This window comes from Actinoplanes regularis (assembly GCF_900188005.1).
GTDB lineage: Bacteria > Actinomycetota > Actinomycetes > Mycobacteriales > Micromonosporaceae > Actinoplanes > Actinoplanes regularis.
The window spans coordinates 509,270-536,000 of sequence record NZ_FZNR01000002.1 but is presented as its reverse complement, the minus strand read 5'-3'; the positions used below and the strand labels follow the sequence as shown (position 1 = coordinate 536,000).

The 26,731-nt window shown below is 68.2% G+C and carries 22 protein-coding genes; 16 read left to right on the top strand and 6 right to left on the bottom strand.

All coding sequences use genetic code 11. From position 1 onward, the window contains the following. The first annotated feature begins 86 nt into the window (after positions 1–86). The 4 genes from CHC09_RS07560 to CHC09_RS07545 are packed head-to-tail and all read left to right on the top strand — an operon-like array spanning position 87 to position 3,962. On the top strand, positions 87–1,277 hold the full coding sequence (locus CHC09_RS07560) for a branched-chain amino acid ABC transporter permease (RefSeq protein WP_239138169.1): 1,191 nt from the start codon (positions 87–89) through the stop codon (positions 1,275–1,277). A 10-nt stretch (positions 1,278–1,287) separates the two neighbouring features. Continuing rightward, positions 1,288–2,277 (top strand): branched-chain amino acid ABC transporter permease, encoded by a 990-nt coding sequence (locus CHC09_RS07555; protein ID WP_089292245.1) that lies wholly within the window; start codon positions 1,288–1,290, stop codon positions 2,275–2,277. Further along, positions 2,267–3,184, top strand: a complete 918-nt coding sequence (locus tag CHC09_RS07550; protein ID WP_089292244.1) for an ABC transporter ATP-binding protein — start codon at positions 2,267–2,269, stop codon at positions 3,182–3,184. The genes CHC09_RS07555 and CHC09_RS07550 overlap by 11 nt, the downstream gene beginning before the upstream one ends. Continuing rightward, the gene (locus tag CHC09_RS07545; protein ID WP_089292243.1) at positions 3,177–3,962 is read left to right on the top strand and encodes an ABC transporter ATP-binding protein; all 786 of its coding nucleotides are present in this window, start codon (positions 3,177–3,179) and stop codon (positions 3,960–3,962) included. Before CHC09_RS07550 ends, CHC09_RS07545 begins: the two co-directional genes overlap by 8 nt. Positions 3,963–5,039: 1,077 nt before the next feature. On the opposite strand, the gene CHC09_RS07540 is transcribed toward CHC09_RS07545, so the two are convergent. Beyond that, positions 5,040–6,305 (bottom strand): ABC transporter substrate-binding protein, encoded by a 1,266-nt coding sequence (locus tag CHC09_RS07540; RefSeq protein WP_089292242.1) that lies wholly within the window; start codon positions 6,303–6,305, stop codon positions 5,040–5,042. A gap of 366 nt (positions 6,306–6,671) precedes the next feature. Here CHC09_RS07540 and CHC09_RS07535 point away from each other — a divergent pair, with 366 nt between their 5' ends. The 5 genes from CHC09_RS07535 (at position 6,672) to CHC09_RS07515 (ending at position 12,722) form a co-directional block, all read left to right on the top strand. Then, a complete protein-coding gene (locus CHC09_RS07535; protein WP_089292241.1) occupies positions 6,672–7,574 on the top strand; it encodes an ABC transporter substrate-binding protein in 903 nt (300 codons plus the stop codon). A gap of 13 nt (positions 7,575–7,587) precedes the next feature. Next, positions 7,588–8,595 (top strand): amino acid ABC transporter permease, encoded by a 1,008-nt coding sequence (locus tag CHC09_RS07530; protein ID WP_089292240.1) that lies wholly within the window; start codon positions 7,588–7,590, stop codon positions 8,593–8,595. 5 nt (positions 8,596–8,600) lie between these two features. Further along, the gene (locus tag CHC09_RS07525; protein ID WP_089292639.1) at positions 8,601–9,353 is read left to right on the top strand and encodes an amino acid ABC transporter ATP-binding protein; all 753 of its coding nucleotides are present in this window, start codon (positions 8,601–8,603) and stop codon (positions 9,351–9,353) included. A 54-nt stretch (positions 9,354–9,407) separates the two neighbouring features. Beyond that, complete coding sequence (gene polA / locus CHC09_RS07520) at positions 9,408–12,110, top strand: DNA polymerase I (protein ID WP_089292239.1); 2,703 nt, start codon at positions 9,408–9,410, stop codon at positions 12,108–12,110. 306 nt (positions 12,111–12,416) lie between these two features. Then, the gene (locus CHC09_RS07515) at positions 12,417–12,722 is read left to right on the top strand and encodes an ArsR/SmtB family transcription factor (RefSeq protein WP_239138170.1); all 306 of its coding nucleotides are present in this window, start codon (positions 12,417–12,419) and stop codon (positions 12,720–12,722) included. A gap of 69 nt (positions 12,723–12,791) precedes the next feature. On the opposite strand, the gene CHC09_RS07510 is transcribed toward CHC09_RS07515, so the two are convergent. After that, entirely contained in the window at positions 12,792–13,613 is an 822-nt protein-coding gene (locus CHC09_RS07510; protein WP_373871890.1) for a class I SAM-dependent methyltransferase, read from the bottom strand. A 339-nt stretch (positions 13,614–13,952) separates the two neighbouring features. Between CHC09_RS07510 and rpsA the strand changes: the two genes are divergently transcribed. The 3 genes from rpsA (at position 13,953) to uvrB (ending at position 19,983) form a co-directional block, all read left to right on the top strand. Next, positions 13,953–15,461, top strand: coding sequence for a 30S ribosomal protein S1 (gene rpsA, locus CHC09_RS07505; RefSeq protein ID WP_089292237.1), 1,509 nt, complete (start codon positions 13,953–13,955; stop codon positions 15,459–15,461). Positions 15,462–16,105: 644 nt separating this feature from the next. Continuing rightward, complete coding sequence (gene coaE / locus CHC09_RS07500; RefSeq protein WP_089292236.1) at positions 16,106–17,302, top strand: dephospho-CoA kinase; 1,197 nt, start codon at positions 16,106–16,108, stop codon at positions 17,300–17,302. 575 nt (positions 17,303–17,877) lie between these two features. Then, entirely contained in the window at positions 17,878–19,983 is a 2,106-nt protein-coding gene (gene uvrB / locus CHC09_RS07490) for an excinuclease ABC subunit UvrB (RefSeq protein ID WP_089292234.1), read from the top strand. Positions 19,984–20,203: 220 nt separating this feature from the next. Here uvrB and CHC09_RS07485 read toward each other — a convergent pair whose 3' ends face one another. Together CHC09_RS07485 and CHC09_RS07480 are read right to left on the bottom strand one after the other, a co-directional pair. Beyond that, positions 20,204–20,704, bottom strand: coding sequence for a hypothetical protein (locus CHC09_RS07485; protein ID WP_089292233.1), 501 nt, complete (start codon positions 20,702–20,704; stop codon positions 20,204–20,206). Between the two features lie 229 nt (positions 20,705–20,933). Next, positions 20,934–21,269 (bottom strand): antibiotic biosynthesis monooxygenase family protein, encoded by a 336-nt coding sequence (locus CHC09_RS07480; RefSeq protein WP_089292232.1) that lies wholly within the window; start codon positions 21,267–21,269, stop codon positions 20,934–20,936. Positions 21,270–21,798: 529 nt separating this feature from the next. Here CHC09_RS07480 and CHC09_RS07475 point away from each other — a divergent pair. From CHC09_RS07475 to CHC09_RS07460, 4 genes are all read left to right on the top strand, one after another. Then, complete coding sequence (locus CHC09_RS07475; protein WP_089292637.1) at positions 21,799–22,800, top strand: TerC family protein; 1,002 nt, start codon at positions 21,799–21,801, stop codon at positions 22,798–22,800. Between the two features lie 188 nt (positions 22,801–22,988). Then, complete coding sequence (locus tag CHC09_RS07470) at positions 22,989–23,684, top strand: alpha/beta fold hydrolase (protein WP_089292231.1); 696 nt, start codon at positions 22,989–22,991, stop codon at positions 23,682–23,684. A 9-nt stretch (positions 23,685–23,693) separates the two neighbouring features. Then, a complete protein-coding gene (locus tag CHC09_RS07465) occupies positions 23,694–24,365 on the top strand; it encodes a winged helix-turn-helix transcriptional regulator (protein WP_089292230.1) in 672 nt (223 codons plus the stop codon). 98 nt (positions 24,366–24,463) lie between these two features. Further along, complete coding sequence (locus tag CHC09_RS07460; protein WP_089292636.1) at positions 24,464–25,087, top strand: ATP-dependent Clp protease proteolytic subunit; 624 nt, start codon at positions 24,464–24,466, stop codon at positions 25,085–25,087. 140 nt (positions 25,088–25,227) lie between these two features. Here the strand turns inward: CHC09_RS07460 and CHC09_RS07455 are convergent, their stop codons facing one another. After that, positions 25,228–25,653: an uL11 family ribosomal protein gene (locus tag CHC09_RS07455; RefSeq protein WP_089292229.1), complete on the bottom strand. Its 426-nt coding sequence runs from the start codon at positions 25,651–25,653 to the stop codon at positions 25,228–25,230. A 185-nt stretch (positions 25,654–25,838) separates the two neighbouring features. After that, a complete protein-coding gene (locus tag CHC09_RS07450) occupies positions 25,839–26,642 on the bottom strand; it encodes a transglycosylase SLT domain-containing protein (RefSeq protein ID WP_179276973.1) in 804 nt (267 codons plus the stop codon). Between the last annotated feature and the right edge of the window lie 89 nt (positions 26,643–26,731).

The window sequence follows — 26,731 nt, the reverse complement described above, 5'->3', positions numbered from 1 at the left end:
CCGTGATCATCTTCACGGCCGTTCTCGGATTTGTGTTGACCTCCTTGGGGTTCGGCGCCACAAGCGCACTGGCCGCAGGTGAGTCTTTGCAAGGCACGTTGACCAACGCCGGCCAGCCCGTGGCCGGCGTCGTCATCAACGTTTCCGACGAGAGCGGCACATCGGCCGGTAAGGCGACCTCCGCCGCGGACGGCAAGTGGTCCGTGCCGGTCAAGGGGCCCGGTACCTACAAGGTCGACCTGGACACCACGACGCTCCCGCAGGGCGTGACCGTCGCCAACGGTCGCCCGAGCCTGACCCTGACGGTCTTCGAGGGCGCCGCGCGGAACGTGCTCTTCCCGCTGGGAACTGCCGCCGCGCCGGGAAGCGAACCGGCCGAAAGCGAGGGCCCGTCGCAGCTGGAACGGGTGCTCGACCTGATCTACACCGGCATCCACTTCGGATTGATCATCGCGTTGGCCGCGCTCGGCCTGTCGCTGATCTTCGGCACCATGGGCCTGACCAACTTCGCGCACGGTGAGCTGATCACCTTCGGTGCGCTCAGTTGCTTCGTCCTCAACGTGTGGTGGAACGTGCCGGTCGTAATCTCGGCGATCCTCGCGGTGGTCGTCGGCGGCGCTTTCGGCTGGTTCCAGGACCGGGTGTTCTGGGGCTGGCTGCGTACCCGCCGGACCGGCCTGATCAGCATGATGATCATCTCGATCGGCGTGGCCCTGGTGCTCCGCTACGTCTACCTGTACATCTTCGGTGGCACCACCGTGCAGTACGCGGAGTACGTGGCGCAGCCCGGCATCGACCTGGGCCCCATCGCGGTCGCCCCGAAGAACCTGGTCATGGACGCCATCGCGATCGTCGTCCTGGTCGTGGTGTCGCTGGCGCTGACCAAGACCCGGCTGGGCAAGGCCACCCGCGCGGTGTCGAACAACCCGGCGCTCGCGGCGGCCTCCGGCATCAGTGTCGACGCGATCATCCGGTTGGTCTGGACGATCGGTGGCGCGCTGGCCGCGCTCAGCGGTGTCATGCTGGGCCTGTTCCAGGGCGTCAACTACCAGATGGGCTTCCAGATCCTGTTGCTGGTGTTCGCCGCGGTCACCCTCGGCGGTCTCGGCACGGCGTTCGGCGCCCTGCTCGGCAGCCTCGTCGTCGGTCTGGCGACGCAGCTGTCCACGCTGTGGATCCCGACCGAGCTCAAGAACGTCGGCGCCCTTGTCGTGCTGATTGTGATCATTATGTTCCGGCCGCAGGGCATCCTGGGCCGCCGCGAGCGGATTGGCTGAGGGAGGTTCGATGCCCTGGGACATCATCTTCGGCGTCTCACTGGAGTCGCTGTTCAACGCCAGCATGATTGCCTACGCCCTGGCCGCGATCGGCCTGAACGTGCACTTCGGCTACACCGGCCTGCTGAACTTCGGCCAGTCGGCGTTCCTCGGTGTTGCGGCGTACGGCCTGGCCATGACCGTTTCCACCTTCGGTCTGCCGTTCTGGGTCGGCATCGGGGTCGGCCTGGCCGGCGCGGTCGTCCTGGCCCTGCTGCTGGGTATCCCGACGCTGCGGCTGCGCGCTGACTACCTGGCGATCGTGACCATCGCGGCGTCCGAGATCATCCGCCTGCTCTACCGGTCGGTCACCCTGAGCGACTGGACCGGCGGTTCCGACGGCCTCCAGTCGTTCTCGGACGACTTCTTCGCGCTGAACCCGTACAGCTCGCCGCTCGAGGTCGGCATCATCAGCCTCGACGCCCGTGAACTGTGGGTGATCACGGTCGGCTGGATCCTCATCGCGATCTCGCTGCTGATCGTCTTCCTGGCGATGCGCAGCCCGTGGGGCCGGGTCATCAAGGCGATCCGCGAGGACGAGGACGCGGTCCGCAGCCTCGGCAAGAACGTCGTCTCGTACAAGATGCAGTCGCTGATCCTCGGCGGCGTGCTCGGCTCGCTCGGCGGCTTCATCCTGGCCCTGAGCAAGGCGGCCGTTCAGCCGGACACCTTCGGCACCGAGTTCACGTTCTACATGTACACCATCGTGATCCTGGGTGGCGCCGCCCGCGTCTTCGGCCCGGTCGTGGGCTCGATGATCTTCTGGTTCCTGCTCGCGTTCATCAACTCGCTGCTGCCGGAGCTGATCAAGCACGGCTACATGCCCGAGTGGCTGATGAAGACCTCGCAGGCGGGGCCGTTCGGCTACATCCTGGTCGGCCTCGGCCTGGTCCTCTTGCTGATCTTCCGGCCGCAGGGCATCTTCGGTGACAAGAAGGAGGTCATGCTCGATGGCCGATGACACCACCGTTGCGCCCGGCGTGGCCCGGGCGCGCGAGGCGCTCAAGGACGTTCCGCACGAGCCGGGCGCCAAGAAGAAGGACCCGATCCTGGTCGCCGACTCGGTCGTGCGCCGCTTCGGCGGTCTGACCGCGGTCAACGTGAACCACGTGGAGATCCCGCGGGGCGCGATCACCGCGCTGATCGGTCCCAACGGCGCCGGCAAGACGACCTTCTTCAACCTGCTGACCGGCTTCGACCGGCCCGACGAGGGCAAGTGGGAGTTCAACGGCAAGTCGCTGGCCGGGGTTCCCGCCCACAAGGTGGCCCGGCAGGGCATGGTCCGCACGTTCCAGCTCACCAAGGCGCTGTCCCGGCTCTCGGTGATCGACAACATGCGGCTCGGCGCCACCGGTCAGAAGGGCGAGAAGTTCTGGCCGTCCCTGATCCCCGGCATCTGGTCCGGTCAGGAGAAGGAGATCACCGAGCGGGCCGACGAACTGCTCGTCCGGTTCAAGCTCGACGCCAAGCGCGAGGACTTCGCCGGCAGCCTCTCCGGCGGCCAGCGCAAGCTCCTGGAGATGGCCCGGGCGCTGATGGTCCAGCCCGACATGGTCATGCTGGACGAGCCGATGGCCGGTGTTAACCCGGCGCTGACGCAGTCGCTGCTCGGCCACGTGAAGAGCCTGCGTGAGGACGGGATGACCGTCCTCTTCGTCGAGCACGACATGGACATGGTCCGCGACATCAGCGACTGGGTGATCGTGATGGGCCAGGGCCAGGTCATCGCTGAAGGCACCCCGGACACGGTGATGGCCGACCCGCGGGTGATCGACGCGTACCTTGGTGCGCACCACGACGGCACCGAGCACGACCCCGAGGCCGTCGCGGAAGAGATTGCGGAAGAGGAGGCGGCTGCCGATGAGTGACGAGACCAGCAGCAGCAACGTCGTCGAGGGGCGCGACGCGCACCTGGCGGCCGCCGAGGGCGCCCTGGTCCGGGCTGACGACCTGACCGCGGGCTACCTTCCCGGCGTCAACATCCTCAACGGCTGTGACCTCTACGCCAAGCAGGGCGAACTGGTCGGCATCATCGGCCCGAACGGCGCCGGCAAGTCGACCCTCCTCAAGTCCCTCTTCGGCCTGGTGAACATCCGGTCCGGCGACGTGACGCTGGGCGGCGAGAAGATCACGAACCTCAAGGCGGACAAGCTTGTCGCCAAGGGGATCGGCTTCGTCCCGCAGACCAACAACGTCTTCGGTACCCTCACCATCGAGGAGAACCTGGAGGTGGGGATCTTCCTGCGGCCGAAGCGCTTCAAGGAGCGCTTCGACTTCGTCGCGGAGCTCTTCCCCGCCCTGGGCCAGCGCCGCAAGCAGCGGGCCGGCTCGCTCTCCGGCGGTGAGCGCCAGATGGTGGCGATGGGCCGCGCCCTGATGATGGAGCCCAGCGTCCTGCTCCTCGACGAGCCGTCGGCGGGCCTCTCGCCGGCCATGCAGGACGAGGTCTTCTTCCGCACCAAGCAGATCAACGAGACCGGCGTCACGGTCATCATGGTCGAGCAGAACGCCCGTCGCTGCCTGCAGATCTGTGACCGCGGCTACGTCCTCGACCAGGGCCGTAACGCGTACACGGCTTCCGGTCGCGACCTCATGCACGACCCCAAGGTGATCGAGCTCTACCTGGGCACGCTCGCCCGCGCCTGATCCGCCTTACCTGCGAGGCCCCGGACCGACGGTCCGGGGCCTCGCGGCATTCCCTCCCCAACAGCCCACACCAACCACCCGCTGCCCGGATGATCCGCAACACCCGTTCCACGGATCCCGCCTCCGGCGCGCCCTTCCGGTCCAGCGTGTCCTTGCTGCCCCGACAGCTCACACCGACCACCCGCTGTCCGGGTCGTCCGCGATCCCCGTTCCACGATCTCGCCTCCGGCGCGCCCGTTCCGGTCCAGCACAGCATCATTTCTTCGCGCTGCCTGCGGCGTGGCGTCGCTTCATCGCGCTGATTCCGTCCGGCATTGCCGTATCGCGCCGCCTGCGGCGTGGCCTTGCTTCATCGCGCCGTTTCCGGTCCGGCGCGGCACGGCTGGTTTCTTTAAACCCGATATATCCGATACGACCGATGGAGCCCTGCCCAGGGCCTCTCGGCCGAGCTCAGTGGCAGTCTCGCGCGGCGTCTTGCAACACCAGATCATTTCGCGCACCGAGGCCGCGACGGGTCACCGCGCAAGGGGGCTGCCCAATTCCGGCCGCAGCGCGACGCAAGCCCTCAGCTGGTCCTGGCAGTCGTAACAACACCCCTGACGGGGCGATCAGGCCCAGCCGAGACGGCCAGGCTAATGCTCATTGCTCTTTCGAGGGCTCGGATACCGCTGTGGGAGCCAGCTGACGAGGCCGGGCTGGTGCTCATCGGCCCTATCCGGAGGCTCGGACATCACCGTGAGAGCCAGCTGCGGGGCGACGCTGTCGCTCATCGCTCTTTCGAGGGCTCGGAAACCGCTGTGGGAGCCAGCTGACGGGGCCGGGCTGGTGCTCATCGCCCTATCGGAGGCTCGGACATCACCATGGGAGCCAGCTGCGGGGGCGGGGCTGTTGGGGGAGGGGCGGTATCGGGGGCACGGCGCGGTCGGGGGAAGGGCGGTGTCGCGTGGGGCTGGCACGGGGCTTGGCCGGGAGGCCTGGAGGCGGGGCTCCATCGGTCGTACCGGGGAAAGGGTTGGAAGTGCGGAAAAGGGCGAGGGCCCGGCCAGATGGCCGGGCCCTCGCTGGAGTCGCTGAAGGTCAGCCGATCTTGCCGGCCTGGTACGCGACGTTCTTGTACTTGTTGTCAGCGCCGTACTGGTAGATACCGATGGTGGCCTCGGCCGGGTCACCGGCATCGTTCCACTCGATCGGGCCGCTCAGGCCGTCGTAGTCGATGTCCTTGCCGGCGTCGAGCAGGGCCTTGCAGTCCTTGAAGGTGGTGCACTTCTCGCCACCCTTGCTCACCGCGGCGAGCTGCTTCGAGTACTCACCCGGAGCGTCGCTCTTGGCGGCGGTCGCGGCCAGAGCGGTCAGGATGGTGGCGTCGTAGGACTCGGCCGAGTAGGAGAAGTCCTTCAGCGCCGGGTCGACCGTCAGCAGCTGCTTCTGGAACTCGTCGGTCGCCTTGGCGCCCGGCAGGGTGCCCTTGGCGCCCTCGAAGGTGCCCTTCGGGAACTCGTCGCCGTAGTTGGAGAGGTTGCCGTCGACGAAGTACCACTTCTTGGTCTTCGCGGTCAGGCCGGCCTCGACCAGCTTGGGGACGATCTTCTTGGTCTCGTCGAAGCCGATCATGACGATCGCGTCCGGGTTAGCGGCCTTGATCTTGCCGACCTCGGCCGAGAAGTCGGCCGCCTTCGGGTCGTAGACCTCTTCGGCGACGACCTGGCCGCCGCCGGACTCGATCGCGGCGCGGGCGCTCTTGGCGAGGCCGGTGCCGTACGAGTCCTGCATGACCAGCAGGCCGACCTTCGCGTTGCCGTCGGCGACGATCAGGTCACCGAGGACGCGGCCCTGCAGCTGGTCCGGCGGGGCGGTCCGGAAGTAGAGGCCCTTGTCGTTGTACGTCGTGAACTGGTCCGACGTGTTCGCCGGCGAGATCTGGACGACGCCCGCGCCGGTGATCTTGTCGATCACCGAGAGGGAGACCGAGGACGAGGCGGCGCCGATGATGACGTCGGCCTTCTCGGCGAGCAGCTTGTTCACGGACTGGCTGGCGATGTCGGTAGAGGTGTCACCCGAGTCGGTGTCGCTCTCCACAACGTCCTTGCCGAGAACACCGCCGGCCGCGTTGATGTCCTTGACGGCGAGCTTGACGCCGGCGAACTCCGGCGGGCCGAGGAACGCGAGCGAACCGGTCTGCGGCAGCAGCGTGCCGACCTTCAGCACGCCGTCGCCGGCGGCCGAGGTAGCGGCCGAGGACGAACCGGTGGCCGGCTCCTTCTTGTCGTTCGAGCATGCGCCCAGTGCAAGAGAAGCGGCACCCAGCACGGCGACGCTGCGCCACGCGAAGTTGCGGCGGATCATCAATTCTCCTTTGTCCAGCTGCGGCGGGTACGGGGTACCGCCCCACTGCCAAAAACGCTGATGGAGGCAACCTAGTGAGCCGAGGACCGCTGCACTAGGTGCAATGTGCCGCTGCAACAGGACAGTTGCGCAGTCGTAACCTTACGCATCCGTCGGAGTGAACCGCTGGCCGTCGTCACCGGGCGACCGGTTGAACTGCACCTCCGCACGGTCAGTGTCGACCGGCTCGACGGCGCTCCGGTGCGGGTCACGGCGTACGGCAGGATGATCGGGGGGAGTGCCGCCGTTGATCTCACACTTCCCAAATCCGGCTCGAAGCGGCAATATCCACCCGGACCACCCCTTGAGTTACACCTAGGAGTCATCATGTTCCGCAGCCACTCCGGCCGAGCGATCCTCGGTCTGGCTGCCGCGGCGGCGCTGACGCTGTCCGCGGCCGCGTGCGGTTCGGAGTCCGACGAGACGTCGACCGGAACCGCCTCGCTGCCCAGTGCCTCCGCGGACACCGCTCTCGCGGCCAAGGTGCCGGCCGACATCAAGGCCGCCGGCAAGCTGGTGATCGGCACCGACTCGACCTACGCGCCGAGCGAGTTCATCGACACCGACGGCAAGAGCATCGTCGGCTTCGACGTGGATCTGTTCAACGCGGTCGGCCAGAAGCTGGGCCTGACCACCGAGTGGCAGACCGCCAAGTTCGACAGCATCATCCCGGGTGTCGGCAGCGGTAAGTACACCGTCGGCGTCTCGTCCTTCACGATCAACGCGGACCGGATGAAGGAGGTCAACATGATCTCCTACTTCTCCGCGGGCACCCAGTGGGCCGCCAAGACTGGCGCCACCGTCAACCCGGACGACGCCTGCGGCAAGAAGATCGCCGTGCAGACCGCGACCGTGCAGGCCGACGACATCGCCGCCCGGTCGAAGAAGTGCGTCGAGGCCGGCAAGGCCAAGATCACCGTCGACCAGTACCAGGCCCAGTCGGACGCGACCAACGCCGTGGTGACCGGCAAGGACGACGCGATGCTGGCCGACTCCCCGGTGACGGCGTACGCGGTCAAGCAGACCGGCGGCCAGCTGGCCCTGCTCGGCGACATCTACGACTCCGCGCCGTACGGCTACGCCGTGGGCAAGAGCCAGACCGAGTTCGCGAACGTGATCGCGGAGGCGGTCAAGGCGCTCATCGCGGACGGCACCTACAAGTCGATCCTCGACAAGTGGGGTGTCGGTGCCGGGGCGATCGGCGCTCCCGCGGTGAACCCGCAGGCCTGAGCGTCTTCCAGGGATGACGCAACCGACAGAGACCGGGCGGGCACGGCCTGAGGCGATCAAGGCCGTGGCCGTCCGGCATCCCGGCAGATGGGTGATGATCGCCGTTCTCGCGGTGCTCGTCGCGATGTTCCTGCACATGATCTTCACGAACGACGGCTTCCGCTGGTCGTTCATCTTCTCCTCGTACGCGCCGGGCAAGCGCGGCGTGATGTTCACCGAGCCGGTGCTGGAGGGCCTGCGGGGCACCCTCCTGCTGACCCTGTTCTCGATGCTGATCGGCGTCGGGCTGGGCATCGTGGTCGCGGTCATGCGGCTCTCGCCGAACCGGGTGCTCTCCTCGGTCGCCTGGGTCTACACCTGGTTCTTCCGGGCCGTGCCGCGGCTCGTGCTCGCGGTGATCTTCGGCAACCTGAACATCCTGTGGAGCCGGATCGGGTTCGGCCTGCCGTTCGACAAGCAGATCGGCCAGCTGTTCGGCATCGACAACTTCGACGGGCAGATCTTCAGCATCAGGTCGACGGATCTGCTCGCCGGTTTCGTGGCCGGCATGATCGCGCTGGGTCTCTCCGAGGCGGCCTACATGGCCGAGATCGTCCGGGCCGGTATCCAGTCGATCGACACCGGGCAGTCCGAGGCGGCGGTGGCCCTGGGCATGTCCCGCGGCCAGGTGCTGCGCCGGGTGGTGCTGCCGCAGGCGATGCGGGTGATCGTGCCGCCGACCGGCAACGAGGTCATCGCGATGGTCAAGGACACCTCGCTGGTGGCGTACGTGCCGGTGACCGGCGAGCTCTTCTTCCAGTTGCAGCAGGTCGAGGCGCGTACGTTCGTGGTCCTGCCCTGCCTGGTCGCCGCGCTGATCTGGTATCTGATCATCTGCAGCGTGCTGATGGTCATCCAGTTCTTCGTGGAACGGCACTTCGGCAAGGGGTACGGCGCGGCCGGCAAGGCGCGTCAGCGGCTCCGTGACATCCAGGTCGAGCAGGGCGGGCGGATCACCGCGACCGGGGAGGGGACGCCGTGACCGAGATGGTGCGGGCCGAGAACGTACACAAGTCCTTCGGTTCTCTCGAAGTGCTCAAGGGTGTCGACCTGACCGTGCCGCAGGGCGGGGTGAGCTGCGTGCTCGGCCCGTCCGGTTCCGGCAAGTCGACGTTCCTGCGCTGTATCAACCACCTGGAGAAGATCAACGCCGGCCGCATCCTGGTCGACGGCGACCTGGTCGGTTACCGCGAGCGCGGCGGCAAGCTGCATGAGATGAGCGAGCGGGACGTCGCCCGGCAGCGGCAGTCCATCGGGATGGTGTTCCAGCGGTTCAACCTGTTCCCGCACATGACCGTCCTGGACAACGTCATGGAGGCCCCGTGCCGGGTCAAGCGGGAGAAGAAGGCCGAGGTGCGGGACCGCGCCCTGAGCCTGCTGGACCGGGTCGGCCTGGCCGCGAAGGTGGACAACTACCCGGCGCAGCTCTCCGGCGGCCAGCAGCAGCGGGTGGCGATCGCCCGGGCCCTGGCCATGCGGCCCAAGCTGATGCTCTTCGACGAGCCGACCAGTGCCCTCGACCCGGAGCTGGTCGGTGAGGTGCTCGAGGTGATGAAGGGCCTGGCCCGGGACGGGATGACGATGATCGTGGTGACCCACGAGATCGGCTTCGCCCGGGAGGTCGCCGACGAGGTGGTCTTCATGGACGGCGGGGTCGTCGTCGAGAAGGGCTCGCCGAGCGAGGTCATCGCCAATCCGCAGCAGGAACGTACCAAGGCATTCCTCAGCAAGGTGCTGTAAAGCGGGCGGGGCGGTCGGCATTCCTGTCGTACCTCGGGTCTAGAGTTCCTGGACGTGAGCGACGACGTGACGACCCCCCGCCTGCTGCTGCTCGACGGCCACTCACTGGCCTACCGGGCCTACCACGCGCTGCCCGTGGACAACTTCTCCACGGTCACCGGCCAGGCGACCAACGCGGTGTTCGGCTTCACGTCGATGTTCATCAACATGCTCCGGGACGAGAAGCCGACCCACATCGTGGTCGCCTTCGACGTTTCCCGCCGCTCGTTCCGCACCGAGAAGTACCCGGATTACAAAGCCGGTCGCGCGGAGACCCCGGCGCCGTTCCAGGGCCAGGTCAGCCTGATCAAGGAGGTCCTCGAGGCGCTGCGCATCCCGGTGGTGGAGAAGGCGGGGTTCGAGGCGGACGACGTCATCGCCACCCTCGCCACCCAGGCTCGCGACGCGGGCATGGAGGTGCTCATCTCCAGCGGTGACCGGGACGCGTTCCAGCTGGCCACCGAGCACGTCACGATCCTCTATCCGGGGCGCGGCGTCTCTGACGTCCGCCGGATGACGCCCGCGGCGATCGAGGAGAAGTACTTCGTGCCCCCGGCCCGTTACCGGGACAAGGCCGCCCTGGTCGGGGAGAGCAGTGACAACCTGACCGGCGTGCCCGGCGTGGGGGACAAGACCGCCGCCAAGTGGATCAATGAGTACGGCGGGCTGGACGGCGTCGTCGCCAACGCCGACAAGATCAAGGGCAAGGCCGGTGAGAGCCTGCGCGCCCACCTTGCCGAGGTGCTGCGCAACTACGAGCTCAACGCGCTGGTCCGCGACCTGGAGCTGCCGCTGCGGCCGGAGGACGTGCGCTGGGTCGGGTGGGACCGCGAGGCGGTGCACCAGGTCTTCGACGCGCTCGAGTTCCGGGTGCTGCGCGAGCGGCTCTACTCGTACCTCGACGCCGTCGAGCCCGAGGCCGAGGCCGGCTTCGACCTCGACGGGCGCGTCCTGCGCGGCGGGGAGGTGGCCGGCTGGCTGGCCGAGCATGCCGGCGCGGCCCCGGTCGGCGTCGCCGTCACCGGCACCTTCGGCCGTGGCACCGGGCAGGTCAGCGGCATCGCGGTGGCCACCGGCAGCGGCCCGGCCGCCTGGTTCGACCCGGCCGGGCTGGACGAGGGCGACGAGCAGGCCGTCGCCGCGTGGCTCGCCGATCCGGCCCGGCCCAAGGTGATCCACGACGCCAAGCCGGCCCTGCTCGCCTTCCGCGCGCACGGCTGGCAGCTGGTCGGCGTCACGGTCGACACAGCCATGGCGGCCTACCTGGCCAAACCCGACCAGCGGGCGTACGACCTGACCGATCTCGCCCTGCGCTACCTCAAGCGCGAGCTCAAGGTCGACGCCCCGGCCGACGACAACGGTCAGCTCGCCCTCTCCTTCGACGGCGACGGTGCGGACACCGCTGTCGAGGAGGGCGTGATGCTGCGCGCCCGGGCCACCCTCGACCTGGCCGACGTGCTCACCGCCGAGCTGTCCCGCGACGGCGGCGAGTCGCAGCACCTGCTCGACGAGGTGGAGCAGCCGCTCTCGGTGGTGCTCGCCGAGATGGAGAGCAAGGGCATCGCCGCCGACACGGACTACCTCTCCGAGCTGGAGTCGCACTTCGCCGCCGAGGTGAAGGCGGCTCAGCAGGCGGCCCACGAGGTGCACGGCCGGGAGTTCAACCTGGGCTCGCCCAAGCAGCTGCAGGAGATCCTCTTCGCCGAGCGCAACCTGCCCAAGACCAAGAAGATCAAGTCGGGTTACACCACCGACGCGGACGCGCTGCAGGACCTGTTCACCAAGACCGAGGACCCGCTGCTCGCCCACCTCCTGCGGTACCGGGACATGGCCAAGCTGAAGTCCACGGTGGACGGGCTGCTCAAATCGGTCTCCGACGACGGGCGCATCCACACCACGTTCAACCAGACGGTCGCCGCCACCGGCCGGCTCTCCTCCACCGACCCGAACCTGCAGAACATCCCGATCCGGACCGAGGAGGGCCGGCGGATCCGCCGCGCCTTCATCGTCGGCGCCGGGTTCGAGCAGTTGATGACGGCCGACTACAGCCAGATCGAGATGCGCATCATGGCGCACCTCTCCGTGGACGAGGCGCTGATCGCGGCGTTCAACTCGGGCGCCGACTTCCACGCCGCCACCGCCTCGTCGGTCTTCCACGTCGGCCTCGGCGAGGTCACCGCCGACCAGCGCCGCAAGATCAAAGCGATGAACTACGGCCTTGCGTACGGATTGAGCGCCTACGGTCTCTCCAACCAGCTCACCATCTCCACCGACGAGGCCAAGACGCTGATGGACGAGTACTTCGAGCGTTTCGGCGGGGTGCGCGACTACCTGCAGTCCATCGTCAAGCAGGCGACCACGGACGGCTACACCGCTACCGTCCTCGGCCGCCGGCGTTACCTGCCCGACCTGACCAGTGACAACCGGCAGCGTCAGGAGATGGCCAAGCGGATGGCGCTCAACGCGCCGATCCAGGGCTCGGCGGCGGACATCATCAAGATCGCGATGCTGAAGGTCGACGAGGCGCTGCGGACCTCGGGGCTGAACTCCAGGATGCTGCTGCAGGTCCACGACGAACTGGTCTTCGAGGTGGCCCCCGGGGAGCGCGATGCGCTGGAGGAACTGGTCCGCCGGGAGATGGGCAACGCGTACCCGCTCGCCGTCCCGCTCGAGGTCTCCGTCGGCACCGGCCGCGACTGGAACGGCGCCGATCACTGATCCGCCGACCACGGACCCGTCGGCCGCTGACGTTCATCGGCCGGCGGGGGCGAATCATCCGACCGGGTGACGGTCGGCGGGGTTTCGAGCCCGTTCAGGTGGCCCTGGGCCGTTTCGGGTACCCCTGAGCCAACCTGGTTTGCCCGGATCTGCCACTCTGGACCGATGTCGAGCCGATCGATGTCGATGGAGCAGACCGAAATCCCGGCGGTGCCACGCGTGACGGCCTCGGTCGTCGGCCTCGATGTCCCGCCGTTACGGGCGGCCGGTGCCGGGCTCGGCGGCACCCCGCTTCAGCCGGAGGGCATCGGGCTCGGTGCGGCTCCCTTGGAGGCTTCCAGCGCCACCGCGTTCGCCGCGATGTTCAAGGCGCTGGGCGATCCGGTCCGGCTCCGGCTGCTCTCGATGATCGCGTCGGCGCCCGGCGGCGAGATCTGCGTCTGTGACCTGAGCGGCGCCTTCCACCTGACCGGGCCGACCATCTCGCACCATCTGCGGATCCTGCGCGAGGCCGGCCTGGTGAACAGTGACCGCCGCGGCACCTGGGTCTACTACCGAGCTGTGCCGGCCACCCTGATCCTGCTAGCCGGCCTGTTGCACGGCTCGGCCTGAGCCCCGGCCTGCTGTTTGTACGGCTTGGCCTGAACCTCGGCCTGTCGCACGGCTCGGCCTGAGCCCCGGTCAGCGGCGGGGCAGGTCGCAGACGAAGATCGCGGTGCCGGGGAAGAGCCGTCCCCGCAGCGGGCTCCACTGTCCCCACGTCTCCTCATGACCTTCCGGCCACTCCGGCTCCACCAGGTCCCGCACCACGAACCCGGCCGCCACCAGCTCCCGGATCCGGTCGCCGATGGTGCGGTGCTGTTCCAGATAGCTGACCCGTCCCTGCTCGTCCCGTTCGACGTACGGCGAGCGGTCGAAGTACGAGTTCCGGGCGATCAGACCACTCTCATCCGGCTCGTCCCAGAAGATCCACCGCATCGGGTGAGTGACCGAGAACACCCAGCTGCCGCCGGATCGCAGGACCCGGGCGACCTCCCGCATGGCGGCGGCGGAGTCGGCCACGAACGGGATCGCGCCGAACGCGGTGCACACGATGTCGAACGACGCCGACCGGAACGGCAGCGCCAGTGCGTCGGCCTGCACCAGCGGAACGGTCACGCCACTGCGGGACGCCGCCTCTAGGGCGTGCCGCAGCATCCCCGCCGAGAGGTCCAGCGCCACGGCCTGGGCGCCCTGCCCGCGCAGCCACCGGGCTCCGGCCGCGGCGCCGGCGCCGAGCTCCAGAATCCGCTTCCCCTGTACGTCGCCGAGCAGCCCCGCGTCGGCCTCCCGCAGCCGCTCGGGGCACCAGACGAAGTCGACGTCGCCGAGGAAGGCGCCGTGCTCATCCTGATAGTCGTCAGCGTCGAAGTCCCACCAGGCGCGGTTGGCGTGGCGTGTTTCATCCTCGGTCACCCGCTGGGGCGAGTCCGGGCTCGCCGGTCGGTGCGACGGCGTCTCGATCGTGGGGATCTCGGTCACTCGATCACGGTACGACAGGCGCGTCGAGCGTCCGGAATCGGTTCAAAACGGGCATGCTGACGGGTTCTGCTCCAACAATGTGCCGCGGTCCTCAGGAGGGCTTGCAACCTGTGGTAATGCGCACGGTAAGCTAGTCGATGCGCTCGCGGATCGTGTGCCTCGGCAGGGAGCAGGTTCCGTGGTCGCCGGTCTCGGCATGATCGACTGGCAAGGTCAACTGCTCCTGGGTTGAGTCGTCTCTTTCGTTCGTGCCGCTTCCGGTGGCAGTTCCGTCGAGCGCGGGAGACACCACGAATCCATCCGTTCGGAGCAACTGTCCACATGACGAGCAGCATCGAGGCCACCTCGAGCGCCAACAAGGTCACCGTCGACGACCTCGGCTCTGAGGAAGCTTTCCTCGCGGCCATCGACGAGACCATCAAGTACTTCAACGACGGCGACATTGTCGAAGGCACCGTCGTCAAGGTCGATCGGGACGAAGTCCTGCTCGACATCGGCTACAAGACCGAGGGCGTCATCCCCTCGCGCGAGTTGTCGATCAAGCATGACGTGGACCCCGCGGAAGTGGTGTCGGTCGGTGACCACATCGAAGCCCTCGTCCTCACCAAGGAGGACAAGGAAGGCCGTCTGATCCTCTCGAAGAAGCGCGCTCAGTACGAGCGTGCCTGGGGCACCATCGAGAAGATCAAGGAGGACGACGGCGTCGTCCGCGGCTCGGTCATCGAGGTCGTCAAGGGTGGTCTCATCCTGGACATCGGTCTCCGCGGCTTCCTCCCGGCCTCCCTGGTCGAGATGCGTCGCGTCCGTGACCTGCAGCCGTACGTCGGCCGCGAGCTCGAGGCGAAGATCATCGAGCTGGACAAGAACCGCAACAACGTGGTTCTGTCCCGCCGCGCCTGGCTCGAGCAGACGCAGTCCGAGGTTCGCACCGAGTTCCTCAACAAGCTGCAGAAGGGCCAGGTCCGCAAGGGCGTCGTGTCCTCCATCGTCAACTTCGGCGCCTTCGTGGACCTGGGCGGCGTGGACGGCCTGGTGCACGTCTCCGAGCTCTCCTGGAAGCACATCGACCACCCCTCCGAGGTCGTCGAGGTCGGCCAGGAGGTCGAGGTCGAGGTTCTGGACGTCGACCTGGACCGCGAGCGGGTCTCGCTGTCGCTGAAGGCGACCCAGGAGGACCCGTGGCGTCAGTTCGCCCGCACCCACGCGATCAACCAGATCGTCCCGGGTAAGGTCACCAAGCTGGTTCCGTTCGGCGCCTTCGTCCGCGTGGACGACGGCATCGAGGGCCTGGTGCACATCTCCGAGCTGGCCGAGCGGCACGTCGAGCTGCCCGAGCAGGTCGTCCAGGTGGGCTCCGACGTCCTGGTCAAGGTCATCGACATCGACCTGGAGCGTCGCCGGATCTCGCTGTCGCTCAAGCAGGCCAACGAGAACTTCGTCGAGGGCGAGGAGCACTTCGACCCGACCCTCTACGGTATGGCTGCCACGTACGACAACGAGGGCAACTACATCTACCCGGAGGGCTTCGACCCGGAGACGGGCGAGTGGCTCGAGGGCTTCGACAAGCAGCGCGAGGCGTGGGAGAAGCAGTACGCCGACGCTCGCGAGCGTTGGGAGGCCCACACCAAGCAGGTGCAGGCGTCCCGCGAGGCCGACGCCGAGGCTGCGCTCAACCCGGCTCCGGCCGGCGGCGTGACCACCTCGTCGTCCTCCACCACCTCGTCGAGCTCGTCGGCCCCGGCGCGCTCCGCCGAGGAGCCCGCGGGCACCCTGGCCACCGACGAGGCTCTCGCCGCCCTGCGCGAGAAGCTGGCCGGCGGCAAGAGCTGACCCACCCGGTTGCTCCGGTAACAACCTGAGAAAGACCGTCCCGGCCTTGGCCGGGGCGGTCTTTCCGCATTTCAGCGGCGTTCGCTGATTCCGGGGTTGCCTCTGTGTTCCAGCGGCTTCCCGGGTCCCAGCGGTCTCTCCGCATTTCAGCGGCGTTCGCTGATTCCGGGGTTGCCTCTGTGTTCCAGCGGCTTCCCGGGTCCCAGCGGTCTCTCCGCATTTCAGCGGCGTTCGCTGATTCCGGGGTTGCCTCTGTGTTCCAGCGGCTTCCCGGGTCCCAGCGGTCTCTCCGCATTTCAGCGGCGTTCGCTGATTCCGGCGTTGCCCGTGTGTTCCAGCGGCCCTTCCCAGCTTCCAGCGGCCTTCCCAGCTTCCAGCGGCCTTCCCAGCTTCCAGCGGCCTTCCCAGCTTCCAGCGGCCTTCCCAGCTTCCAGCGGTCTTTCCGCATTCAGCGGCGTTTGCTCATTCCGGCCGTCTTCGGGCGGTCCGGCCGTGATGGGCGCCACGTCGAACCGGTCGTGGGCTCGGGATGCGTCGGCGGTGGGCCGCGGTGTGTCGCGCCTGGACCGGAGACGCGCGGGATTCGCCAAGTCGTGACCCCGGCCCGCCGCGCCGGAACGCGACCGGGCCGGGATACTGATCGCATGCTGATGGTCGGTCTCACGGGTGGCATCGGCGCGGGCAAGAGCGCGGTCGCCACCCGCCTCGCCCAGCTCGGAGCGGTCATCATCGATGCCGACAGGTTGTCCCGCGAGGTCGTCGAGCCGGGCACCGAGGGGCTCGCCGAGATCGTGGCCGAGTTCGGCACGGGCATGCTGACCCCCGCCGGTGAACTGGACCGGCCGGCGCTGGGGGCGCGGGTCTTCGGCGACGAGGCGGCCCGCCGTCGACTGGAGCGGATCATCCACCCCCGGGTCCGGGCGCGCACTACCGAGATGGTCCGGGCCGCCCCGCACGACGCGATCGTGGTCAACGACGTCCCGCTGCTGGTGGAGACGGGCCTGGCTCCGACGTACCACCTGGTGATCGTGGTGGCGGCGGACCGTGCGGTGCGGATCGGGCGTCTCGTCCGCGATCGTGGCATGTCGGAGGCGGAGGCCGCCGCCCGGATCAGCGCGCAGGCCGACGACGCCACCCGGCTGGCCGCGGCCGACGTGGTGCTGCCCAATGAGGACGATCTGGCCGCGCTGCACGCCCGGGTGGACGAGTTGTGGCGGGACCGTCTGGTCGAGTTCGAGCGCAACGTGCGCCTGCTCACCGCCGCCCGCAAGGCCCCTGAGCTGTGCATCGCGGCGCCCGATCCGGAGTGGCCGGCCGCGGCCGACCGGCTGGCCCGGCGAATCCGGCATCACCTCGGCGACACCTCCGGCTCCACCGGCGTGCATCACATCGGATCGACCTCGGTGCCGGGTCTTCCGGGCAAGGACATCATCGATCTGATGCTTTCGGTACGAACGTTGGACGAGGCCGACGCGCTCGCCCCACGTCTCGCCGCCGCGGGATTTCCGCGCCGGTCGGGGGAGTGGGTGGACAACGCGCGTGGGCTGCGGGGCGAGACCTGGCCGAAACGGGTGCACGGCTCGGCCGACCCGGGGCGGCCGATGATCCTGCACGTGCGTGTGATCGGGTCGCCGGGGTGGCGGTTCGCGCTGCTCATGCGCGATCACCTGCGGGCGGTGCCGGCGGCGCGGGACGCCTACGCGGCGGTCAAGGCGGAGCTAGCGCCGCGGTTCGCGGACCGGGCGGGCTATGCGATGGCGAAGGAGCCGTGGTTCGACCAGGAGGCACGAGCCGCGAATGAGTGGGCTCTCGCCTCCGGCTGGCTGCCACCGTCTTCCTGACGTCGATCTGCCGCGCGCTGGACGTGCGGATGGCGTTTCCTGGCTCGATCGGCCGTGCCTTGGGCTGGAGTGGCGCCTTCTTGGCCTTGATTGGCCGTGCGTTGGGCTGGGGCGGCGCTTTCTCGGCCTTGATTGGCCGTGCGTTGGGCTGGGGCGGCGCTCTCTTGGCCTTGATTGGCCGTGCGTTGGGCTGGGGGCGGCGCTTTCTTGCTCTCGATCGGCCGTGCGTTGGGCTGGGGGCGGCGCTTTCTTGATCTCGATCGGCCGTGCGCTGGGTGTGGAGCGGCGCTCGCGGCGGCCGGCCGGCTTGTCGCACGGCCCCCGGGGGTGCGCTCGCCGGGTGCCGGGGCGCATCGACCGCGGTGCGGCGCGGCTGGACCGTTGGATGATCCCGACCGCGCTCGTCGGCCGCCGCGAGCGGCCTACCCAGCCAGGGTAGGTGGCGCGGGAAAGACCCGACAATGGCACCAGGCGAGGCCGAATGTGCACCATCGGCACGCCCGGCCCGACGATGGTCCCGGCGTCCGTCGCCCGGGTGCCGGAACTTGTCATACCCCCGACGTACGGTGGTGGACATGGCGCTCGACATCCCACGACTCGACGGCCGCTTCGAGGTCATCAGCGACTACCAACCGGCCGGTGACCAGCCCACGGCGATCGACGAGTTGGAGCGGCGGGTCCGCCGTGGCGACCGGCACACCGTGCTGCTCGGCGCCACCGGCACCGGCAAGAGCGCGACCACGGCCTGGCTGATCGAGCGCCTGCAACGGCCGGCGCTGGTGCTCGCGCCGAACAAGACGCTCTGCGCCCAGCTCGCCAAGGAGTTCCGCGAGCTGCTGCCGAACAACGCGGTCGAATACTTCGTCAGCTACTACGACTACTACCAGCCCGAGGCGTACATCGCCCAGACCGACACCTACATCGAGAAGGACTCCTCGGTCAACGAGGAGGTGGAGCGGCTGCGTCACTCGGCCACGATGTCGCTGCTGACCAGGCGCGACACCATCGTGGTCGCCACGGTCAGCGCCATCTACGGCCTCGGCACCCCGCAGGAGTACATCGAGCGTGCCGTCAAGGTCAAGGTCGGTGGCGAGATCGACCGCGACAAGCTGCTGCGCCGGTTGGTCGACATCCAGTACACCCGTAACGACGTGGCGTTCCAGCGTGGCACGTTCCGGGTGCGCGGCGACACCCTGGAGATCATCCCGGCGTATGAGGAGCTGGCCGTCCGGGTCGAGCTCTTCGGCGACGAGGTGGAGAAGCTGTACTACCTGCACCCGCTCACCGGCGAGGTGGTCCGCGAGGTCGACGAGCTGATCATCTTTCCGGCCACGCACTATGTGGCCGGCCCGGAGCGGATGGAGCGGGCGATCCGTGACATCGAGGCGGAGCTGGCCGAGCGACTGGCCGAGCTGGAGCGGCAGGGCAAGCTGCTGGAGGCGCAGCGGCTGCGGATGCGGACGACCTACGACATCGAGATGATGCGCCAGGTCGGCTTCTGCAACGGCATCGAGAACTACTCGATGCATATGGACGGCCGCCGGCCCGGTGAGCCGGCGTACACGTTGCTCGACTACTTCCCTGACGACTTCGTCACCGTCATCGACGAGTCGCACCAGACGATCCCGCAGATCGGCGGGATGTATGAGGGCGACGCCTCGCGGAAACGTATCCTCATCGAGCACGGCTTCCGGCTGCCCAGCGCCGCGGACAACCGCCCGTTGCGGTGGGACGAGTTCCTGGAGCGGGTCGGCCAGATGGTCTTCCTCTCCGCGACCCCGGGGCCCTGGGAGATGGAGAAGGCCGAGGGCGAGTTCGTCGAGCAGGTGATCCGGCCGACCGGCCTGGTCGACCCGCAGGTGGTGGTGAAACCGACCAAGGGCCAGATCGACGATCTGATGCACGAGATCCGGTTGCGCACCGAGAAGGACGAGCGCGTCCTGGTCACCACGCTCACCAAGAAGATGGCCGAAGACCTCACCGACTACCTGCTGGAGAACGGGATCCGCGTGCGGTACCTGCACTCCGAGGTGGACACGTTGCGCCGGGTCGAGCTGCTCAAGGAGTTGCGAAAGGGCGACTACGACGTCCTGGTCGGCATCAACCTGCTGCGTGAGGGTCTCGACCTGCCCGAGGTGTCGCTGGTGGCCATCCTGGACGCGGACAAGGAGGGCTTCCTGCGCAGTGGCCGGTCGCTGATCCAGACCATCGGGCGGGCCGCACGTAACGTGTCCGGCGAGGTTCACATGTACGCCGACAAGATCACTCCGTCGATGCGGAACGCGATCGACGAGACGGACCGCCGCCGGGCCAAGCAGGTTGCCCACAACGAGGCGAACGGGATCGTGCCCCAGGCGCTGCGGAAGAAGATCCACGACATTCTCGATGACATCTATCGCGAGGCCGAGGACACCGACTCGGCGATCGTGGGCGGCGCGGGCCGGCAGATGTCGCGGGGGAAGGCGCCGGTCCCCGAGACCCGCTCCAAGGGACGTGCGGCCGCCGGGCCGGCGCGCGAGGGCATGGCCCGGGCCGAGCTTGCCCAGCTCATCCAGGATCTGAACGATCAGATGCTGGGAGCGGCTCGCGAGCTGCAGTTCGAACTGGCGGCCCGGATCCGCGACGAGATCTCGGAGCTGAAGAAGGAGCTACGGGGCATGGACGCCGCCGGGGTGCGGTAGGCGGCGGCCGCGTGAATGGGCGCTGCCGGGGGCGGCGGTGTCGCGGGGGACGGGCGGTGCCCGGGCGGCGGTGTCGCGGGGGATGGGCGCTGCCGGGGGTGGCGGTGTCGGGGTGGCGGTGTCGCGGGGATGGGCGCTGCCGGGCCGGAGCCGGGGCGCGGTGGGTGGTGGCACTGGACCGGTTGGCCGGCTGGCATCGGGCTGAGCGGTGGCAGCCTGGTCAGCGTTTGCGGTGGCTTCGGCGGCGGGAGCGGGAGGTCCGGGTTCGGGCGACGGTCGGTCTCACCTGCCGTCGCCGGGTCTCGGCTGCCGCTTCCCGGCGTTTGATCCAGCGCCAGAACAGGACTACGCCGGTGATCAGAAGGGCGAACAGTGTGGTTCGCAAGAGGTAATGGCGCAGCCGTTGCGACCCGGTGCCGGTGCCGGTGACAACATCCGGGTCTCCCACGGCGACGAGGACGGAGAGCTGAGAGCCGGGCCGGGTGCCGTCGGGCATCCAATGGGTCCAGGCCTCCCGCTCCTGGTGCTCCCAGGGGAAGGACACCTGGTACTGGACCTCGCCATTGACGTCGGTAGCGACCTGGAGGACCGAGGCGGTGACCTCGGAACTGCCCAGGGCCAACTCGGCCTCGCGGTACAGGTCCGCTCCGGCGTTGAAGAGGCCGAGGAATCCCAGGCAGGCGATCATGATGGCGAGGCCGCGGATCCGGTCGTACTTCACCGCGCGATGATGACAGCCGCCTGCACTCCCGCCCAGGTCAGTTGAGGGAGAACACCCAGGTCGGCTGAGGGAGAACGCACAGGTCAGCTGAGGGCGAAGAGGCCGGTTGTGCAGGGCAGACCGGTTGTGCAGGGCAGACCGGTTGTGCAGGGCAGACCGGTTGTGCAGGGCAGACCGGTTGTGCAGGGCAGACCGGTTGTGCAGAGCAGGTCGGCTGGTGACGGACAGGTCAGCTGGCGAAGAAGTCGTGGTCGGGGTCGGGGCGCCCGGACACGGTGGGCAGGTCGGTGAAGTATTCGGCCAGCGGGGGCCGGGCGAGCGTGGCCACGATCGCCGCGCGCCACTGGGCGAAGCGTTCGGTGCGGCGGAAGTTCTGGTCGTGGGCCTCCACCGAGTCCCACTGGCTCAGCAGCATGAAGCGGGTGGTGGACTCGACACCATGCTTCAGTCGAAGCCCGCGGCAGCCCTCGGTGCCCGCGATGAGCGGACGGACGAGTTGATAGGCGGCGACGAAGTCGTCCTCCCGGCCGGGCATCACGTCGATAAGCATGACTTCGAGGATCATGCCCGCAAGCGTCCCATACGCACCAGATGGTGGCCTTGCCAGGCCGCCCGGCGCGGATTGTGCGAGAGTGACATGAATGATATGGGCGGGCTGGTCGTCGCCGCCGGGTGGAGCGGTTTCCACCGGTCGGCCGGCACCGTTGCCGACCCTGCCCACGGCATGAAGTTGCTGGTGAGAGCGCTGTGGATCGAGTTCCGACAGGCCGAATCGAGGTTAAGGCGGGATGGCGTCAGGGTTACCCGCCGACGACGGCCGCGCTGAGTGGATTGCGGCGCGAGGCGCCTCACTCGTGGCCTCCCGATGTGTCGATCGGGGTCGGGATGCGCAACAATGGCTGTGTGGGAGGGGAGTATTCCCCCGTCCCGGTCTCGTCAACACGGAACGTCTCGCTGGGTGACCTGCGAGCGACCCGGGGCCGGGGGTCGCGATGTGGATCGCGGCGGAAGAGACCTCCGACAGTCGCACGCCGCTGCTCTTCTCGAAACCTTGAGAAAGCGCAGCGGCGACACGTGTCTGCCGGAGGGTCATGTTGAACGTTTCAGCCTGGGTTTGGCTCGCCACATTGGTGGCGCTCATCGCGGTGCTCGCCGTGGACCTATTGATCATCGGGCGGCGGCCGCACGAGCCCACCATGAAGGAAGCCAGCGGCTGGGTGGCCTTCTATGTCGCGCTCGCGCTGCTCTTCGGAGTAGGGATCTGGGCCGTCGCCGGCGCGCAGTCCGCGGGTGAGTTCTACACCGGCTGGCTCACCGAGTATTCGCTGAGCGTCGACAACCTGTTCGTCTTCGTCATCATCATGGCCCGCTTCGCCGTGCCCCGCCGCTATCAGCAGAAGGTCCTGCTGATCGGCATCGTGCTCGCGCTGGTCATGCGGGGTGCGTTCATCGCCGCCGGTGCGGCGCTGATCTCCCAGTTCTCCTGGGTGTTCTACATCTTCGGCGCGTTCCTGGTGTACACCGCCGTGACGCTGGTGAAGAGCGGCGAGAACGACGAGGACGACTTCAAGGAGAACCTGCTGATCCGCTGGGCGAAGCGGGCGCTGCCGCTCTCCTCGTCCTTCGGCGACGGGCAGTTCCGGGTGGTCACCGCGGCCGGTAAGCGCCTCTTCACTCCGATGCTGATCGTGATGATCGCGATCGGCACCACCGACCTGATCTTCGCGCTCGATTCCATCCCGGCGATCTTCGGGATCACGAAGGAGCCGTACCTGGTCTTCACCGCGAACGTCTTCGCGCTGATGGGCCTGCGTCAGCTCTACTTCCTCCTCGGCGGCCTGCTGGAACGCCTGGTCTACCTGAACCTCGGCCTCGCCGTCGTGCTCGCCTTCATCGGCGTCAAGCTCTTCCTCGAGGCGCTGCACACCAACAGCCTTCCGTTCATCAACGACGGTCAAGGTGTGCACTGGGCCCCGGAGATCCCGATCTGGCTCTCTCTGCTGGTCATCCTCGGCACGCTCGCTGTAGCCACGATCGCCAGCCTCGCCAAATCCGCCCGGGACCGCAGAAAAGAACTCGTGGCCACCGGCCAGTAGAGGCCGAACTTCGGAAGTCCCGCACGGGCCCGAGCGACTCATGTTGCCGGGCCCGTGTTGTCTTCCGGCATCCTCCGCGCGACGATCGTACCCAAATTTGAATCTCGTACTTCAAAAACAGGAAGCTGATAGCTAGCATCGGGCATCGACAGGAGTCCGTCCGCACCACGCGGTAGGGAGAAGGCCTGATGGGAACGTTCGTCCTCGTTCATGGCGCCTGGCACGGCCCCTGGGCCTGGGAGCGCGTGGAGACGTCGCTGCGGGCCGCCGGAGCGCGCACGATCACTCCGGACCTCAGCGGCCGAGGAGACGACGGGCTGCACGAGCACGCCCGGGCCGTCATCGCCGCCCTCGACGGCGCCGCGGAGAACGACATCGTGCTGGTCGGCCACAGCTACGCGGGGCTGGTCGTCCGGGAGGCCGCCGACGCGCGGCCCGGCCTGGTCGGCCACATCGTCCTGGTCGACGGATGGGCGGGTGCCGACGGCGCCAGCCTGTTCAGCCTCGCCCCAGAATCGTTCGTCGCCGCGGTCCGCGCGGCCGCCGAGACCCGCGGCGACGGCCACCGGATCCCCGCGCCGCCACCGGCGGCGTTCGGCATCGACGACCCGGACACCGCCGCCCTGCTGGCGGAGCGCCTGGTTCCGCACCCGCTGCGCGCGTTCACCGAGCCCACCCGCTTGACCGGAGCCGTCGACCGGATCCCCGGCACGGCCGTCTACTGCAGGCCGCAGACCTACCCGTTCGACCGCTTCGGTGAAGACCTGGGATATCGGACGGTCGCGCTCGACGGGCCGCACGACGTGATGCTCACCGACCCGGAACGCCTCGCCGGGACGCTGCTGCGGGCTCATCCCTTCAAGAACAGGAAACGCGAAATCTAGAGTATTGAAGTGGAGCAGCGAACGTACAACCAGTACTGCGCGACCGCGCGCACCCTCGACCTCATCGGCGAGCGCTGGACGCTGCTGTTGATCCGTGAGCTGCTGACCGGGCCCAAACGCTTCGGTGACCTGCAGGCCAGCCTGCGTGGTCTCGGGACCGGACTGCTCGCCGCCCGGCTCAAACACCTCGAGAACGAGGGGCTCGCGCGCCGGATCAAGCTCCCACCGCCGGCCCGGACTCCGGCGTACGCCCTAACCGAGGCCGGTGCGGAGCTTGGGCCGGCGGTCCTCGCGCTGGCCCGGTGGGGCCTGCGATGGGCGATGGAGGAACGGCGTGAGAGCGAGACGTTCCACCCGGGCTGGGCGGTGCTCGGCCTGCGGGCCTGCTTCGACGCCGAGGCGGCCGCCGGACTTCACGCGGTGTACGAGTTCCGCGTCGGCGACGAACCCTTTCACGCCCGGATCGGCGACGGTCTGATCGAGACCGTGCACGGACCGGCTCAGCACCCGGACGCGACCATCACGATCAGCGACGACGCGTTCCTCCGGATCACCGGTCACGAACTCACCCTCACCGAGGCGATCGAGAGCGGTGCGGCCTCGGCGGCCGGTGACGGCGAGGCCCTGCGCAGACTCGGCACCCTGTTCCGGCTGCCGTCGCCACGGCGTCGCAACGATTGACCACGACCGGGCGCTCGATGGCGTACGCCCGGTCGGCGGTGTCGCGGAGCCTTCCCGCGTACGCTGGCGAAAGCCCCGTCCGAGACCTGGAGTCGTCCATGAACCTCAGACCTGAATCGGCGCGGTGGGGCTTTCCGCCGCAGCAGCCGCACCAGCCGTTCGACCTGCCGCCGGCGAGCCCGGAATTTCCTGGCTGGCTCGAGGAGCGCCTCTTCGACCAGCGCATCATCATGCTGCGTGGCCAGTTGGGCAGCGACGCGGCGACCAGGATCTCGGCCGCGCTGCTCACCCTGGACGCGGCCGGCCAGTCGCCGATCCAGCTGCACGTGGCCTGCCCGGGCGGGGACCTGAGCGCCGCCCTCGCGGTGGTCGGTGTGGTCGACGCGCTGGTGTCGCCGGTGCACGCGCTGGTCACCGCCGAGGCTGGTGGGTCCGCCCTGGCGGTGCTGGCCGCCGTCGATCGGCGGGCCGGCTATCGGCATGCCCGGTTCCGGCTCACCGAGCCGCGGGCGGCCGGGGTGACCGGGACGGCCGACGAGGTGGCCGCCGCGGCGGGGCAGCATCTGCGGGAGTTGGAGGAGGTCGTGGTCCGGCTGGCCGGGGTGACCGGGAAACCGCGGAGCCGGGTGGAGGACGACCTCTCGGCGGGCCGGAACCTGAGCGCGGCCGAGGCCCTGGAGTACGGCCTGCTGGACGAGGTCATCACCCCGAAGGCCCGCTGAACTTCGAAGCCCGCTGAACTTCGACGGCCTGCTGAACTTCGAAGCCCGCTGAACTTCGACGGCCTGCTGAACTTGGAAGGCTCGCTGAAACGAAGAACGGCCCCGGGCGAAAGCCCGGAGCCGTTCTCAGACGCGCTGGATCAAGAAGCGACCTTGACACCCATCGAACGCGCGGTGCCGCTGACGATCTGGATCGCGGCGTCCATGTCGTTCGCGTTCAGGTCGGGAAGCTTGCGCTCCGCGATCTCCTTGACCTGCGTGGCGCTGAGCGTGCCCACGGTCTGGGTCAGCGGGTTCGACGCACCGGACTGGATCCCCAGAGCCTTGCGGATCAGGAAGCTGGTCGGCGGCGTCTTGTAGGCCAGCGTGTGGCTGCGGTCCTCGTAGACCGACACGATGACCGGGATGATCTCGCCCCGGTTCTTCGCGGTGGCCTCGTCGTACTCGACCTTGACGGCACGCATGTTGGCGCCGGTCGGGCCAAGCATCTTACCGAGGTCGACCATCGCGGCGTTACCCGCCTCAAGCGCGAGGGTTACCTCATGGGTCTTCTTCTTGGGAGGCATTGGGTAAGGCTCCTTAGGGTGAGCTGCGGGCCGAGACAACGCAGCTCGCCAGCATCAACGACACACGACAACCCCGAGACCTTACTACCGCTCTGACGAGAGGGTCAAAACGGCTGGATAAGCGGGGTCTCGGGTCCGTCGACCAGTGTAGCTCGCGGTTCCATCGAGCCGGGGACCGCCCCGGCTCAGTACCGGTCGCAGAAGCAGGACGACATCAGCGAGCGTACCGAGTCGACGTAGGCCGGGTTGGGCAGCTTCTTCGTCTTCGCGTTCTGCAGCACGGCGTCCGGGCCGGCCTGGTACGCGGAGATCACCAGATTCAGCAGGCACCACGAGCTGTGCGTCTTGCACTTGCTCGCACTCAGGTCGTACGTCTTCTCACCGAACTGCTTCTGCGACATGTACCGGGTCAGCCAGGCCAGGTAGTTCGCCCCGGCCGTCGCGTTCTCCTGGTACTTCGACACGTTGTAGCTGAGCCCGAACCGGTTGTTGATCATGTCGACCGTCTCCGGCATCAGCTGCATCAGGCCCTGCCCGCCGTCACAGTTGAAGACGTTGCTCTGCCAGCCGCTCTCGTGCCAGGCGATCGCCTTGACCAGCGGATAGTTCAGCTTCAGCGTGGGCGCCTCGTGGGTCCAGTAGATTTTCCCGGCCGCGGTTTTCAGCGCCGCCTTCACCTTGGTCTTGGATACCTCGGTGCCCTCGGTGGTGTGGCACGGCGACACCTCGAAGTTGTTCACGTCCTCGGGCGGAATGGTCGGCGTCTTCGACACCTTCGTCTTCGAGGGCTTGGGCGTGGGCGACGACGTGGTCTCCTCCGGCGTCGGCGAGTCCTCCGGCGTGGGCTCCTCCGACGGCGACGACGGCGACGACGGTGCCGTCACCGCCACCGGTGCGCTGCCCTCCGCCTTGTCGTCCCCGCGACCGCCCAGACCGCAGCCGGCGACCACGACCAGCACCGCCGCCGCGGCCATCAACCGAACCCTCATCGACCAAGTCCTTCCCCGAACGGACACCGGAGAAGAACGTTAACAATTGATGATCTCGGCGCGGTGACCGGCAAATCGCCCAAAAGATC

Coding starts and splice junctions, on each gene's coding strand:
- CHC09_RS07555 (WP_089292245.1), top strand. CDS start 1,288: ATGCCCTGGGACATCATCTTCGGCGTCTCACTGGAGTCGCTGTTCAAC.
- CHC09_RS07550 (WP_089292244.1), top strand. CDS start 2,267: ATGGCCGATGACACCACCGTTGCGCCCGGCGTGGCCCGGGCGCGCGAG.
- CHC09_RS07545 (WP_089292243.1), top strand. CDS start 3,177: ATGAGTGACGAGACCAGCAGCAGCAACGTCGTCGAGGGGCGCGACGCG.
- CHC09_RS07540 (WP_089292242.1), bottom strand. CDS start 6,305: ATGATCCGCCGCAACTTCGCGTGGCGCAGCGTCGCCGTGCTGGGTGCC.
- CHC09_RS07535 (WP_089292241.1), top strand. CDS start 6,672: ATGTTCCGCAGCCACTCCGGCCGAGCGATCCTCGGTCTGGCTGCCGCG.
- CHC09_RS07530 (WP_089292240.1), top strand. CDS start 7,588: ATGACGCAACCGACAGAGACCGGGCGGGCACGGCCTGAGGCGATCAAG.
- CHC09_RS07525 (WP_089292639.1), top strand. CDS start 8,601: ATGGTGCGGGCCGAGAACGTACACAAGTCCTTCGGTTCTCTCGAAGTG.
- rpsA (WP_089292237.1), top strand. CDS start 13,953: ATGACGAGCAGCATCGAGGCCACCTCGAGCGCCAACAAGGTCACCGTC.
- coaE (WP_089292236.1), top strand. CDS start 16,106: ATGCTGATGGTCGGTCTCACGGGTGGCATCGGCGCGGGCAAGAGCGCG.
- uvrB (WP_089292234.1), top strand. CDS start 17,878: ATGGCGCTCGACATCCCACGACTCGACGGCCGCTTCGAGGTCATCAGC.
- CHC09_RS07480 (WP_089292232.1), bottom strand. CDS start 21,269: ATGATCCTCGAAGTCATGCTTATCGACGTGATGCCCGGCCGGGAGGAC.
- CHC09_RS07470 (WP_089292231.1), top strand. CDS start 22,989: ATGGGAACGTTCGTCCTCGTTCATGGCGCCTGGCACGGCCCCTGGGCC.
- CHC09_RS07460 (WP_089292636.1), top strand. CDS start 24,464: ATGAACCTCAGACCTGAATCGGCGCGGTGGGGCTTTCCGCCGCAGCAG.
- CHC09_RS07455 (WP_089292229.1), bottom strand. CDS start 25,653: ATGCCTCCCAAGAAGAAGACCCATGAGGTAACCCTCGCGCTTGAGGCG.
- CHC09_RS07450 (WP_179276973.1), bottom strand. CDS start 26,642: ATGAGGGTTCGGTTGATGGCCGCGGCGGCGGTGCTGGTCGTGGTCGCC.